Origin of the sequence: Sphingobacterium deserti (genome assembly GCF_000757725.1) — a bacterium.
GTDB lineage: Bacteria > Bacteroidota > Bacteroidia > Sphingobacteriales > Sphingobacteriaceae > Sphingobacterium > Sphingobacterium deserti.
The window spans coordinates 59,139-73,164 of sequence record NZ_JJMU01000072.1 but is presented as its reverse complement, the minus strand read 5'-3'; the positions used below and the strand labels follow the sequence as shown (position 1 = coordinate 73,164).

Genomic DNA, 14,026 nt, shown 5'->3' with positions numbered 1-14,026 from the left:
TCACGATCGCGAAATCATTAAGAAAGTAAATACCTATTTAGCGGATCATGATACCAATGGACTAGATATCCGTATTCTTTCTCCTGTAGATGCAACCAAACTTACCGTGGAACGTATTCGCAAGGGAGAAGATACAATCTCGGTTACTGGTAACGTTTTACGTGATTATTTAACAGACTTGTTCCCGATTTTGGAAGTGGGTACTTCGGCTAAAATGCTTTCTATCGTACCATTAATGAATGGCGGAGGTTTGTTCGAAACAGGTGCTGGTGGATCTGCACCGAAACACGTGGAGCAATTCCAGGAAGAGGGCTATTTACGTTGGGATTCCTTAGGTGAATTCTTAGCATTAGGTGCTTCTTTTGAACACTTATCGCAAACGCAAAGCAATCAAAAAGCCCAAGTTTTGGCTGATGCACTTGATGTGGCTACGGAGAAATTCTTAGCTAACGATAAATCACCTGCACGTCGCGTAGGGCAAATTGATAACAGAGGATCCCATTTCTACCTCGCGTCATATTGGGCAGAAGCATTAGCTGCGCAAGCGGAAGATGCGGAGTTGGCAGCTAAGTTCGCCCCATTGGCAAGTAGTTTGGCTGAAAACGAAGCTAAAATAAACGAGCAGCTGATTGCTGCACAAGGAAAAGCTCAGGATATCGGGGGGTATTACTTTCCGAACGACGAACTTGCTTCTAAAGCGATGCGCCCTTCGGCTACGTTGAACAACGCTATAGATTCACTATAGTCAACATCATATGCTATATAAAAATAGCTCCCGCCTCTATGAAGCGGGAGCTATTTTTTTGATATAAAGTGGAAAACTTACCGGAAAACCTTCGGTTGCTTTCTAAATTTTTCAGATGGAAACACGTTTAGTTCAAACGATCGCTATCTACCGTCTTAACCTCATCGTGCTGCGCCAACATACCACCTTTGGCTACAGGCGTGAGAACTTTCGTCGCCGCCATATATTCCTTATTTTCAGCATAAATATAAAGCAGGCTACCATCTTTTATTGCATTGATGATAGGTTTGGTCAACGCACGCGGTAATGCCGGGCAGCCATAACTCCTACCTAATCTTCCAGTAGACTTTATAACAGATTCGCTGCAATAATCCGCGCCATGGATAACGACTGCACGCGCCTTCGCTTGGTCGTTGATTCCTCTTTCTAAGCCGTTTAAAACAAGCGAATAACCATTTCCACCCTGGTAGGTATTCTGTGTTTCATAGAATCCTAAAGAACTCTGATAGGAACCATGTTTGTTAGAAAATGACTTCGCATATTTTTCGCCAGAATTCTTACCATGAGAAACGATGGTGTGAAACAAAACTTTCTCTTTTTCCATATCCAAGACTACCATCCTTTTATCGGTAGAAGGCAAAGTAAAGTCGATGACCGTTAGAATATTCGTTTTTCGCGGATGTAAGATATTGTATCCTTGTAAAGCTTGGTCAAATGCTTCAAATTTTAAAACCTGCGCTAAATTCATCTTGTCATATAGCAGTTGACTTATGGATTTAGATTCTTCAGGTTTTTCGGAAATGGTTTTAATTGAATTTGGTTTAAAGTCTTCGGACAACGTGGCTGGTATATAACTCACAAACAACCCTGTCAACATTACAAAAAATAAACTACGCATACACACATATCTTTGATTCACATGCAAAATTAGTAAAATTATGCTAACCAAAGTGTTAAATTTATGTCAATATCATTCTATTACAATAACGAGCGCGTTAAACTTCTTTGCCCAATCGAAAACAAATTTAGCATGTGAGGAGGCGTTTCGCACGCACATATGGGAGCGAGGGGTGGTGCCTAACGACCAGCTATACTCGATGATTGCGCCCTTCGGATTGTTGACCGGAACGCCATGCACATATGCACCATTTGTAAATCGGCTAGCGTAGGGGGCATAACCCTCTATGTTTGTTGTGCCATCTTTGTAATAGTACATTTTTGTTTTCTTCTCTTGAACCACGTACAAGCCTGCTGGTGTCTCTTGCGCGTAGGGTGGCTTGTGTCGTCCTGTCGTCGCCGGGTTCATACTCCGTATGGCCCACTCGCAATCTCCAGTGCGCTCTGCCGTAAGGATATTTTGGTTTGTAACATCGACAAAAACGACGTGATGGAAGTTTACCGAATCTCCTATCGTCTTCACATAGCGCTTAGGCGTTTCCCATGTTCCCTCAAAGGATACACCTTCTATTTTCACCATAGGGATCGTGTCACTGCTGCGTAGTTTTGCTAAAAAGCCATCACGTCCATAAATTGATGGGCGTTCCGTCTCGCCAAGTGCATATAGCGGTGCAGATTGGTAACGTTCATTGCCCAATGTGTCGGAAATCCGTGTGTATTCATTCCGCTTATATTTTTTTACAAGTGGTGCTTCCTGATTCTTATTTTTATGATTTTGAAGTACAACGTAAGATGCGGGAGCACGTTGGAAATTTTCAACTAAAGCCAGCTTTTCCTTTATTTTATCCAATTGGAAGACACGGTTGGTATCTTTATACGGATAGCTTTCTTCCAAGGTGTGCTTGTCGTAAGCTAAATCTTTCGATAATTTAATGTCTTCCGAAGTACGTGGCTTTTTCTTAGCCTCTTCCTCTGCTTTTTTTACCGTTTCCAACGAGTCTATGCGTCGTTGCTCGGCCGGATCAGGCTTTTCATTTTTAGTATTGTTTGGCTGGTTGCAGGCAATCACCGCCAAACTACAGGTTAAGAAAACAAATTTACTGTATAATTTCATGTATGGTCACTTTCGTTTTTTACGTCCGGTCTATCAAATATAGCAATTGCTGGCATCATATCGACGGTGCGATGTTGTGAATAATCACTATAAAATCGCTACATTCGTATGCGCTCCAATTATAAATATGTAAATGAAATGGTATGTCTACCTGATGGCTGTATGTATGCCATGTATATTACATGGGCAGGGCATCTTTCGACTTAAGGAGAACAAGCCAGTTACCGTAAAGTTTGAATTGCACAACAACGTCGTGCTTTTACCGCTCAAAATCAACGGAATATTATTTTCGTTTTTGCTGGATACTGGTGTTAAAGAGACGATACTTTTTGCACAGACCAATGATTCGCTCTATCTAAACAATCAGAATAAAATGCGTTTTCAGGGGATAGGGATGGAGCAGGGAGTTGACGGCATACTCTCTACAGGAAATATTGTCGATGTCGCCGGAGTCGCTGTGGATTCATTACACTGGTTATACGTGATACAAGCGTCTGAACTCGATATCTCTACAGACGTCGGCGTGCCTATTAATGGGATCTTGGGATCGAAGTTCTTTTACAGCTTTGTCATTCGTATGGATTACATTAGGCAGAAAATGACCTTGTATCCGCGCGGTTATTCTTACAACAACATTGTGCGAAGCTTCTCGGCTGTGCCGATGGATATAGAAAATGATCGACCTTATATACAAGCCCAGCTTGGTGATACCAACAACTTCGCCCGCGGGAAGATGCTTGTGGATATGGGGAATACCGATCCGCTGATGCTGTTTCCGTTTCTGCTGCCAGATTTCCAAGTCAAAGCGCCTTATGTGGAAGAGTATATCGGTCGTGGATTCAATGGTGAGATCTATGGAAAACGAAATCGGATCAAAGAAGCCCAAATAGGAAAATTTACCTTACGCTACCCAATTGCAGCTTATCCGGACTCTGCAGCCGTGTTTATGAGCAAACTCACGCCCGATCGTATTGGGTCGGTAGGAAACCAAATCTTACAACGGTTCGACATATTGATTGACTATGAACAGGAACGCTTGTTTCTGCGAAAGAATAAATTGTTTTCGAAAGCCTTTTTACTCAATATGGCCGGAATGGATGTGAAGCATGATGGTATGATCTGGAAAAAAGAATTGGTTAAGCAGCCCAAACAGCGAGAGCGCAACTCGGGTTCATACGGCTATGAACAAGGTATCACGATTGATTTATCTAATGACAATATGCAGTACACATTTGTATTGCGTAATACATATCGTATCGCCGGGTTGCGTAAAGGTGGGCCTGCCGCCTTATCTGGCATTAAAGTAGGTGACGAGCTGTTAAAAATTAATGGCAGGGATGTTAGTGCATACAACCTTTCAAAAATCATGGCTATATTGCAAACGCGCGAAGGTGAAACTATCCGCGTTACATTACTGCGAAATGGAGAGGTGAAAGATCTCAAATTTCAGTTGGTAGACCCTATCCCATATAAAGAGGTGAAATAATGTTTAAAGCTGTAATCCTAACGAATGAATCCGTTGGGATTACAGCTTTATATGAGCTATCTACGCCTACAATTGCTTATGATACTTGCTCGGTCGCGGATTTATTAATAAATACAAATTGGCCGTCAAAAACATCGACCTCAATGACCGAATCTCGCAATACCTTGCCTGCCAAAATCTCTTTGGAAAGTTCGTTTAGAATTCTCTTCTGTATGACACGTTTCAGCGGGCGTGCACCATACACTGGATCGTAACCGAGCTGTCCCAGCCAGTCGAGCGCATCTTCACTCGCCGTGATATAAATGTTTTGATCAGCAAGCTGATGCTGTAGCTTATTAAATTGCATCCGCACGATGTTACCTATCTCATTGCGGCCGAGCGGTGTGAACATAATAACCTCATCGATACGGTTTAGAAATTCCGGACGTATGGATTTTTGAAGGATAGCAAAAACGTCGTCTTTAGTTCTTGCGACTACTTCATCTCGATTTTCCTCCGTTAACGTTGAGAAATTTTCCTGTATTACGGCGGATCCTGTATTGGACGTCATAATGATAATCGTATTCTTGAAGTTTACGACACGGCCTTTGTTGTCGGTAAGATGTCCATCGTCCAACACCTGCAACAAGATATTAAAAACATCCGGGTGTGCCTTTTCTATTTCATCCAACAGAACGACGGAGTAGGGGCGGCGTCTTACGGCTTCTGTTAATTGCCCGCCTTCATCATAGCCGACGTAGCCCGGAGGCGCCCCGATAAGGCGCGATACGGCGTGTCGTTCCTGATATTCAGACATATCAATCCGCACTAATGCTTGCTCGTCATCAAATAAAAACTCCGCAAGTGCTTTGGCCAGCTCGGTTTTTCCTACACCCGTCGTACCGAGAAAAATGAAAGAGCCGATAGGGCGCTTGGCGTCACTTAAGCCAGCCCTTGAACGCCTAATAGCATCAGCGATAGCTTCTATAGCCTCTTCCTGTCCAGCAACGCGTTTGTGAAGTTCCGTTTCCAGATTTAACAGCTTTTCGCGTTCGGACTGTATCATTTTATTGACAGGGATGCCCGTCCAACGCGATACCACATCTGCAATATCATCAGACGTAACTTCCTCTTTCAACATACGGCTGCTCTGTTGTTTTTCCGCCAACTCAAGTTTCAACTTTTCTGCGTTATCCTGCGCTTCTTTAATTTTGCCGTAGCGAAGCTCAGCAACTTTGCCATAGTCACCAGCGCGTTCAGCCTGGTCAGCTTCCAGCTTGTAGTCCTCTATATTCTGTATTTCCTGGTTAACGCGATCGACTAGGGTCTTTTCTGATTGCCATGCCGCTTTCAAAGAATCTCGTTCTGTGGAAAGATTTGCGATGGTTTCAGAAAGCTCCTGAACCTTTCGCTCGTCGTGTTCCCGCTTTATCGCCTCGCGTTCTATCTCCAACTGCATAATGCGTCTGTTGAGCTCGTCAACTGCTTCCGGCACGGAATCCATCTCCAGACGCAACTTCGAAGCCGCCTCATCGATCAGGTCAATTGCCTTATCGGGCAAGAAGCGATCGGTAATGTAACGCTGCGACAGCTCTACAGCCGCAATAATAGATTCATCCAGTATACGCACTTTATGATGCGTTTCGTAGCGCTCTTTCAATCCTCGCAATATGGAAATGGCATCCTGTGTATCCGGTTCATCCACCATCACCTTTTGGAAACGTCGTTCGAGCGCTTTATCCTTCTCAAAATATTTTTGGAATTCATTTAAGGTGGTTGCCCCGATGGCGCGTAATTCGCCTCTGGCAAGGGCCGGCTTTAGAATGTTGGCGGCATCCATAGCGCCCTCCCCGCCGCCAGCACCTACCAGCGTATGGATCTCATCGATAAATAAAATGATTTCGCCATCGCTTTCGGCGACTTCTTTCACAACCGCCTTCAACCGCTCTTCAAATTCACCTTTGTATTTCGCGCCAGCGATAAGCGCACCCATATCAAGGGAATAGACGATCTTCGACTTTAGGTTTTCCGGTGCGTCTCCTTTGATAATCCGGTAAGCTATTCCCTCAGCGATAGCCGTTTTACCCACGCCAGGCTCGCCCACGAGGATCGGGTTGTTCTTTGTGCGCCGCGATAAAATCTGCATCACCCGGCGTATTTCTTCATCACGTCCAATAACTGGATCCAGCTTTCCTGATTCGGCGTACTCATTGAGGTTTCGCGCATATTTGCCCAATGCATTGTATGTCGCTTCGGCATTTTGATCGGTTACGCGCGATGACCCACGAAGTTCTTTTATAGCGGTTTTCAGATCTTTATCATTGATTCCTTGATCCTTCAATAGCGCACTTGTTTTATCGCTCGCGGATAATAACGCCAGAAGCAAATGCTCAATAGAGATGAATTCGTCGTTAAATTCCTTGAGATAGCTCTGTGCCTTTTGCAGAACAGCTGAAGTACTATTGCTCAGGTATACATTGCTACCGCTCACCTTCGGCAGTGAATCAATTAGCTTATCTACTTCCGTGTTGATATAGCTTAGGTTAGCGTTCAGCTTTTTGAGGAGATGTCCTACAATGTTTTCATCTACCGCAAGAAGTGCTTTTAAAATATGTGCAGGTTCAATAGCCTGTTGTTGATTTCCAACAGCTATTTCAGAAGCTTTTTGTATGGCTTCCTGTGCTTTGATTGTATAGTTGTTAAAATTCATATGTGCTTGTGTTTTATTGCTGTTTGTCTTTAGTACTGATTAACAATTTACATGCCTTTTGGATTTAAGTCGTCTTGTCGGAAATTTTGTCATTGAATTTTTAAATAGAAAGACAAAATGTCTTTTTATTGATTTTTTCAGTCTGTCTATCAATTTCTTACGATTTTCGCCTCATGAAAACAAAAAGGAGATTTGCTTTTTTTGAGGAAACTTCAGATATTTGCTCAACCAAAACAATAAGCCTCCTTAGCTCAGCTGGTAGAGCAACTGACTTGTAATCAGTAGGTCATTGGTTCGATCCCGATAGGAGGCTCAGCTATAAAAAGCGGTTTTTTTACACGAAAAAGCCGCTTTTTTGCGTTTTAAATCAATTGTACCGGTGTTAGGGGAGCTAGAAAATAAAAATGCAGTAGCAAACTATTGTTTACTACTGCTTAGATGTGTGATTTATTTCATGCATATGCCCGCGTTTTAAATTGCAGGGATGAATAAATCTTAGATTTATTGCTTATTTCCTTTAAAAGTGAATAATACTTCACCTTGCGCGGTTGGCTCCGCCTGATAAACCACGCTATTTTCTTTGACATCATAGAGGAAAGTACCGCCTGTTGAGATAGCTGCGCTTGTAATGGATATATTCATATTGTTCGTGACATTAAATTCGCGATCAGGAAGATTTAAAGCATTGTCTTCCACAACGACTTTAATTCTGCTGTCAGAAACCTTGCTCACCACGATCGTTTTATCGAACAGGGTGTTGTTACTGCCGTCAACAATTTCAAGACTTCCCTTGTAGCGACCAACTGCTGCATCGATGCTTGTATTGTTCGATACTTCATCATTTTTTGAACATCCGGCAAATGCAAATGCCACACACGCCACTATTATGGCGGTAACCCATTTTGTTTTCATCGTTTTAAAAATAAATAGTAATGTTTTTCAATAAATACGCTTTTGGCAAACGAAGTGCCAAAAATGTATGATATTATCAAACGATGAGGGAAAACATCCGGATAAAAGTTGTTTAAGCAATAAGTTGCGTAAGCTAGATACCTGCGGTCGGCATAACCTGCAGCAATTCTTTAGGATACAGTTCGCTATTTAATCAGTTCGCTATTAATAATATACGAGAAAGAGGCTGATAGGTTGAAGTCAACGAGCGAGCGCTCATCGAGATTTACAATACATGTTGTATTCAGAAATCAATTTTTTAGTCGTTGTAAATCTGGGTACCAAAAAACTATATAGAAATAATTTTCCATATGTATTAATAGGAAAAAAATGACCTAAAAGGAGGGGGGAATTGATACTATGGACGAGGCTTACGCTTGGAAGACGTTCGAGTAAACCTACTGCGCTGTTTGACGCTTTCGTGTGTAGCTTTGGATGAATTGTTGCAATCTATCAGAGGTGCTCGGTCGCCACCATTCAATAAAAGTGGCAGTTGCATAGCGCGCTCTGCTGCTCGAGATTGGGAAAAATGATGTGTTGTGTACATAACGGACGTCTTGTTTCCTATAGGAAGGATACCGAGAAATTTCTGTTAACTCGGTATCCTTGGATAATCGCTTTATTGCCAACGTAGAAGGGTTAATTAAAATATCAACCTAATCAGCATTATTCCGTTATGGACAAGGAATAACCTTCACGCCGTAACCTCTGCCGTGCATGACCGTTATGTTAATAACCGATTGGGTAACCACTACCTTATTTTGTCCACTAGTGTTCCATATGATTTTATTGAATTTGGTATCATCGGTAAATACTATCGGGTAAAGCGCTCTATCGGTATTGTTTTTTCGTCCGAAAAGAGATACTTCACCTTTCGAGCTAATCACTAATTTTACAGACGGGTAATCCCTATTTCCAATGATATTCCAAATTTGGAACACGTTACCTGATCCCCAAATACTGCCATCTGCAAACTGGACGTTCCGTTTTGGAAGGTTCGTAGCCGTGGTGTACTCAAATTGAATCTCTTTCGTTGCAAGTTTCTGACCGTTAATTTCCATATTAAAGGAATTGTCTAGCTCATAAATGTCAAATGTGTAACCGTAGTTTGCGCCGCTTGCATACAGCGTGTTTGTTTTGATATCTCCATATTGGCTGCGCCACTCAAAGGTATCATCACCGGTAGGCTCCGTGCAAGGGTTTTTAATTTGGACAACCAAGTCGTATTGCTGATTGGGCGCAATCACAAAATTTTCCAAGATTAGATTATTCCTTACGGTTGAAACCTGTTTACCATTGATTACCGCGTTGATTAGAAGGTTGCCGATAGCGAGGTCTACGGTTGATATCTTCGGTGAGATTAATAATGTCGGATTAGCCGTTACCGTGCGCAATCCTCCTCCCAAATTTGGATAATTAACCGCTACTGATGTCGTATCCGCGCTATAGGTCAGCGTTCCATCACTAATTTTTACTGTACCGTTTTTTCGCGGCGTGTCCGTCCTATTTCCTTGACCAGTAAAGCGTACTTTCGTCAAAGAAACGATTTCGCCGCGTGTGTCATCAGTCAAACGGGTGGTCATCGTTATCAAGCTAAATTGATGCTTTAAGACTACGCCTAAGTAATTGTCACCGTTGGCGATTTTCAGTGTACTCTTAAAATACATCAAGTCTTCGCTGCTGGTAAAGCTCGCCGTAGATAGTTTTGCTCGATTGGTTACTTCAGGCAAAATGGCAGAACTGTTTACTGAATAGGCTATGAAAGTGTATGTAGCCCCTACGGTTAGGTTTGTAAAACCTGATGGGCCTTTGCCTACCTCATAGTCTTGTTGTGCTACGAAATTGTCACCCAGATAGGCCATCACTCGATATTTCACCCCTGCACCCAAAGGCGTTCTAACGATAGCTGATTTTTTGCCAGCTGTCGATGCTTTTAAGCCTTTCGCAGCGACTTCTTTTGCTGAAGTAGAATCCAGCGCACGAGGTTTTAAGGTTGCGACTAATGAAAAGTTATTGTCCAAACTCAATACCCTGGATTGTTCTTGTAGAGCAGGTTCTAATTCATTGCTACCATAATTGATGGCTTGAGCTTTAAATTCACCACTTGCTCCCTGAGCAGTGTGCTTACTGACACTTTGTGAGGCACCGGCGTTTTCAGAATCAATCTCGGAGCCCAATAGTTCGATCGTCACATTTGCCTCTACAGATACATCCGAAATAACGTCCTTACTACATGCCCCTATACCTAGCAAGATCAAAAGTATTAACCCGCCCAGAATTAGCTTTTCTTTACTCATCGTAATAAATGGATTTATCATCGTTATTTAAATGTCGCCTAGGTCTATTGTTCTATACTCGGTTTCCTGACGGTCCCATTCCTGCTCAACAATGCCATTTTTGTTCTGCGGTAATACCGAGGATTTAACAATGTCTTCCTCCATCAAGATAGTCACTAATTCAATTGTCGGATTTTCGTACTTTAGTTTCATCGCCTTATATTTATGTTATACACTAAAAAATTTTTAATCTGCAAAGCGCTTGAACACATAATGCCCATTTGACTTCAGATGTAATAGTTGTACTGCTAACCGTACAATGGGGCAGACTTTCCATGCTACTGAGAAAAGGGGCGGTTTCAATCAACCGGCACGCTTTGATGGGCGCAAACTTATTATAATTCAATAATAATAGATGGAATAACTTTTGAAATATAAATTATTGTAGCGATGCGTCTACAGAGTGGGTGTTTAATTCTAATGCATTACATCTAGTTTGTAATATACTCACTAATAGTGTCTTATGATTTATTTTTCTGATTTCAATTGTTTTCTTTGTCGGTTAAAAATTGATAAAAAGGGCATTTAAACAGATTGTTATATCATGATAGTAGGAAGTTTTTTCTGAATAATTTATAGTCATATTAGTAGGCCCTAGATGCAACAACGATGTGCTTGTATACGCTGCTTTTGCACTGTGCATCAGCTGGATACGAATGGCACAATTGCGTTATTATGGTTGTATAAAATACTTATGTTTGGGGGGATGCCCTCGGCGTAGTTCTTGGGAAATGGTTGAATCAAATAGGAACTATCCAACGAAACTCGCTAGCAAGGGCTGTTCCTCTTATGAAAAAGTTGGTACGTGCACAGTTCATGGCTAGGGAATCTTGATCTTCAACAAAATTGTTCAACCCAATAAATGAGGAATTCACTCGACGGCATTCGTTCATTTCAGTACTATGCACTAAACTAATTTGCTGTAGTTTCTGATTGCGTTGTCGCCAGGCCAAACAAATGGACGCTTATAATCGGGCGATGAAGGATGACGTTACCTGCGCAGGAATTGAGATAATTGCTACGAAGACGGTTTACTGGCTTTATCCCTAGATCGAGCGGTATGTCTTTTGGCTTCGGAATTCCAATTTCGCGATTTGCAAAAATAGAAGAGGAGACACAGTATGGCAAAGTTGATAAAGAAAATAAAAATCAACGTATCTAGTAGAACTTTTGGGTCGTATAGGAAATATAAAACATTGACAGCCACTAGTACGATCAATAGCTTTATAAAGCCTAAAAAAACAGATTTATTTTGATTTATTAGCGATATGAAGTCTTTGTGGATAACGGTATTAGAGCTTTCGCTCGCAATAGGTTCAATTGTTATTTGAGGCAATGGAATATCTTCCACATAATGATCGTTGCGTTCCATCGTTTGGTATAAGGTTCTGGCAGTACTAAACAAATTACAGGCCACATCATGGTCTGTAAAGTAAATAGGTATTTTTTATGCGCATAAGAGGTGTTTATACATCTCTTTTACGCAGGGAATTTCGCGACGCGAACAACTTCTCGCTGAAAAGGGAGACATCGAATGAAGATATAAAAAAAGACCGTTCCAATATGTGTTGAAACGGTCTTGCTATTAACCTTTGGCTAATTAGCCTTTTCGATGTTGCTGTCTTATTTTACTATGTTTCATACCGTACAGTACATAGATAATTAAGCCAATCAGCAACCAAACTCCTAAACGTTCCCAACTTTCTATTGGCAAAGAAGCCATCAGAAGTATACAGACTATAACGCCCAGAATCGGCAGAAATGGAACGAGCGGCGTCTTGAAAGGCCGCTCTAATTCTGGATTAGATTTTCTTAAAACCAATATCCCGATGCACACCAAAGTAAAGGCAAACAGTGTTCCTATACTAACCATATGTCCCAGATCGGAGACCGGAACGAATCCCGCAAAGATGGATACAAATATCATGAAAATTAGATTTGTTTTCCATGGCGTCTGATTTTTTGAAAGGTCAGAGAAAAGTTTTGGTAACAACCCATCCTTACTCATAGAGTAGAACACACGGCTTTGCCCGAGTAACATTACGAGAATAACTGAGGTATAACCAGCGATGATGGTAACAATAAGTGCAGAGTTTAAAAACGTATAACCTGTTTTAGCAAATGCCGTTGCAACAGGTTTAGCGTCGCCTTTAAACATTTGGTAATTCTCCAGTCCGGTCATCACATATGAAAAGAGAACGTAGAGTATGGTGCAGACGATTAGCGAACCGATGATACCAATTGGCATTCCTCTTTTAGGATCTTTCGCCTCTTGCGCCGCGGTACTTACTGCGTCAAACCCAACAAATGCGAAAAACAACACACCTGCAGCGCGCAAGATTCCACTAATTCCGAACTTTCCAAAATCTTCACTTCCTAAAAATGACCAAAAACTTTTCTGCCCACTTTTTACCAGCTCCTCACCTTCATTCGTTGGTATAAAAGGACTGTGGTTTGCAGAATCAATAAAGCTCCACCCTAAAACGATAAAGATCAAAACGACACTTACTTTTAAGATTACCAATATATTGTTCACCGTAGACGATTCTTTGGTGCCGCGCATCAGTAACAGCGAGAGCAAACATACGATCACTATTGCAGGTACATTCACGACGCCGCCTTCCCACGGACCTTTCAAAAATTGATCAGGAATAGAAACACCAAAAGTCATGAGCAGCTGGTTGAAATATTGCGACCAACTGACGGCTACGGTGGCACTTGCCAATGCGTATTCCAGCACGAGATCCCAGCCGATAATCCACGCAACAAATTCTCCCATAGTCGCGTAAGAATAGGTGTATGCGCTCCCCGCTACTGGAATCATGGACGCGAATTCCGCGTAGCACAAGCCGGCAAAAGAACAAGCTACGGCGGCGATCACGAAAGATAGGATAACAGCCGGACCGGCGTTTTCGGCAGCAGCAATGCCGGTAAGTGAAAAGAGCCCTGCGCCAATAATCGCGCCGACGCCCAGCGCAACTAAACCGCCGCTGGAAAGCGTTCGTTTTAGCGTATGTTCGCCACTCTCTTTGGCTTCGCTGATAATTTGAGGGATAGATTTTTTAAAAAGCATAATTATTCTAGGGTTAGTAGTTTTGTGACGGGTTTTATTTCGATTTAAATTTACTGTAGGAATCGAGAACATATATCCTCACATCTTCCGGTGATGCGGTTTGCATAAATTCCAGCGTAGGTCTAAACTGCTCCCTAAATAATGGTAGATCTGCATCTGTAACTGGCACAATAGCTCTGATAGCCTGACTTGTAAATATTCGATCTACTTTTCGGTTACTCTGCTCCGTGATGAGCAAATTTAAATTTTTGCGCGCTTGCTTGCTTTGGCGACCGAATAGGCGAGAGGCCGATATACGCATTCCACCTCTGTTTTGTGAGGCCTCCGTTACCTGCCCCTCTTTTTTCGCTCTTTCGATTTCGTTTGCAAGACGGCTATCGGTAAGTCTACTTACAATAACTTCGTCTATGAGGATACTTTTCTCGTCATGAACCAAATAGATACGCTGTATCCCTTCTTGGTAAACAAAAGCTGTATCAACTTCATAGCCAGCTTGTGTGAATGTCAATAAGTCGTTTATCGTCCCCTCGATTGTGAAGACGCCTTCATTATCAGTCTCAATGGTCTGGTTGGTACGTAGATTTTTTACCAGCACATGGGGAAGCTTTTGACTGCTCTCCAGTTCGTGGACGATACCTTTGATTTGTTGTGCTTTGGCGAACTGACCAACCAAAACAAATAATATGATCGAGCATACCGTAAATAATTTCTCTCTTTTTCTATTATTCATCGCTT

General features: G+C 42.1%; 10 protein-coding genes and 1 tRNA gene. 3 read left to right on the top strand and 8 right to left on the bottom strand.

The features are described from left to right. Nucleotides 1-745: NADP-dependent isocitrate dehydrogenase (locus DI53_RS19030; protein WP_037503646.1), on the top strand; the 745-nt coding region annotated here is incomplete at its 5' end. A gap of 127 nt (nt 746-872) precedes the next feature. Here the strand turns inward: DI53_RS19030 and DI53_RS19025 are convergent. Beyond that, nucleotides 873-1,643 carry a murein L,D-transpeptidase catalytic domain family protein gene (locus DI53_RS19025; RefSeq protein ID WP_081939509.1) on the bottom strand — a complete coding sequence of 257 codons (771 nt, stop codon included), beginning with the start codon at nt 1,641-1,643 and terminating at the stop codon, nt 873-875. A 72-nt stretch (nt 1,644-1,715) separates the two neighbouring features. Further along, a complete protein-coding gene (locus tag DI53_RS19020; protein ID WP_037503643.1) occupies nt 1,716-2,756 on the bottom strand; it encodes a L,D-transpeptidase in 1,041 nt (346 codons plus the stop codon). A 133-nt stretch (nt 2,757-2,889) separates the two neighbouring features. Here DI53_RS19020 and DI53_RS19015 point away from each other — a divergent pair, with 133 nt between their 5' ends. After that, a complete protein-coding gene (locus DI53_RS19015; protein ID WP_037503640.1) occupies nt 2,890-4,242 on the top strand; it encodes a PDZ domain-containing protein in 1,353 nt (450 codons plus the stop codon). Nucleotides 4,243-4,318: 76 nt separating this feature from the next. Here the strand turns inward: DI53_RS19015 and clpB are convergent, their stop codons facing one another. Continuing rightward, nucleotides 4,319-6,931 (bottom strand): ATP-dependent chaperone ClpB, encoded by a 2,613-nt coding sequence (gene clpB / locus DI53_RS19010; RefSeq protein ID WP_037503637.1) that lies wholly within the window; start codon nt 6,929-6,931, stop codon nt 4,319-4,321. A 240-nt stretch (nt 6,932-7,171) separates the two neighbouring features. Between clpB and DI53_RS19005 the strand changes: the two genes are divergently transcribed. Further along, nucleotides 7,172-7,244: transfer RNA gene (locus tag DI53_RS19005), tRNA-Thr, on the top strand. Nucleotides 7,245-7,432: 188 nt separating this feature from the next. On the opposite strand, the gene DI53_RS19000 is transcribed toward DI53_RS19005, so the two are convergent. From DI53_RS19000 to DI53_RS18980, 5 genes are all read right to left on the bottom strand, one after another. After that, nucleotides 7,433-7,843: a hypothetical protein gene (locus DI53_RS19000; protein WP_037503634.1), complete on the bottom strand. Its 411-nt coding sequence runs from the start codon at nt 7,841-7,843 to the stop codon at nt 7,433-7,435. Between the two features lie 713 nt (nt 7,844-8,556). Beyond that, the gene (locus DI53_RS18995) at nt 8,557-10,179 is read right to left on the bottom strand and encodes a hypothetical protein (RefSeq protein ID WP_037503631.1); all 1,623 of its coding nucleotides are present in this window, start codon (nt 10,177-10,179) and stop codon (nt 8,557-8,559) included. Between the two features lie 27 nt (nt 10,180-10,206). Next, nucleotides 10,207-10,371 (bottom strand): hypothetical protein, encoded by a 165-nt coding sequence (locus tag DI53_RS20425; RefSeq protein WP_157836807.1) that lies wholly within the window; start codon nt 10,369-10,371, stop codon nt 10,207-10,209. A gap of 1,447 nt (nt 10,372-11,818) precedes the next feature. Beyond that, nucleotides 11,819-13,291, bottom strand: coding sequence for an amino acid permease (locus tag DI53_RS18985; protein WP_037503696.1), 1,473 nt, complete (start codon nt 13,289-13,291; stop codon nt 11,819-11,821). 34 nt (nt 13,292-13,325) lie between these two features. Continuing rightward, nucleotides 13,326-14,021 carry a hypothetical protein gene (locus DI53_RS18980; protein WP_037503626.1) on the bottom strand — a complete coding sequence of 232 codons (696 nt, stop codon included), beginning with the start codon at nt 14,019-14,021 and terminating at the stop codon, nt 13,326-13,328. Nucleotides 14,022-14,026: the final 5 nt, after the last annotated feature.

Excerpts from the sequence above, each read along its gene's own strand:
- DI53_RS19025 (WP_081939509.1), bottom strand. The coding sequence starts at position 1,643 with ATGCGTAGTTTATTTTTTGTAATGTTGACAGGGTTGTTTGTGAGTTAT.
- DI53_RS19020 (WP_037503643.1), bottom strand. The coding sequence starts at position 2,756 with ATGAAATTATACAGTAAATTTGTTTTCTTAACCTGTAGTTTGGCGGTG.
- DI53_RS19015 (WP_037503640.1), top strand. The coding sequence starts at position 2,890 with ATGAAATGGTATGTCTACCTGATGGCTGTATGTATGCCATGTATATTA.
- clpB (WP_037503637.1), bottom strand. The coding sequence starts at position 6,931 with ATGAATTTTAACAACTATACAATCAAAGCACAGGAAGCCATACAAAAA.
- DI53_RS19000 (WP_037503634.1), bottom strand. The coding sequence starts at position 7,843 with ATGAAAACAAAATGGGTTACCGCCATAATAGTGGCGTGTGTGGCATTT.
- DI53_RS18995 (WP_037503631.1), bottom strand. The coding sequence starts at position 10,179 with ATGAGTAAAGAAAAGCTAATTCTGGGCGGGTTAATACTTTTGATCTTG.
- DI53_RS20425 (WP_157836807.1), bottom strand. The coding sequence starts at position 10,371 with ATGAAACTAAAGTACGAAAATCCGACAATTGAATTAGTGACTATCTTG.
- DI53_RS18985 (WP_037503696.1), bottom strand. The coding sequence starts at position 13,291 with ATGCTTTTTAAAAAATCTATCCCTCAAATTATCAGCGAAGCCAAAGAG.
- DI53_RS18980 (WP_037503626.1), bottom strand. The coding sequence starts at position 14,021 with ATGAATAATAGAAAAAGAGAGAAATTATTTACGGTATGCTCGATCATA.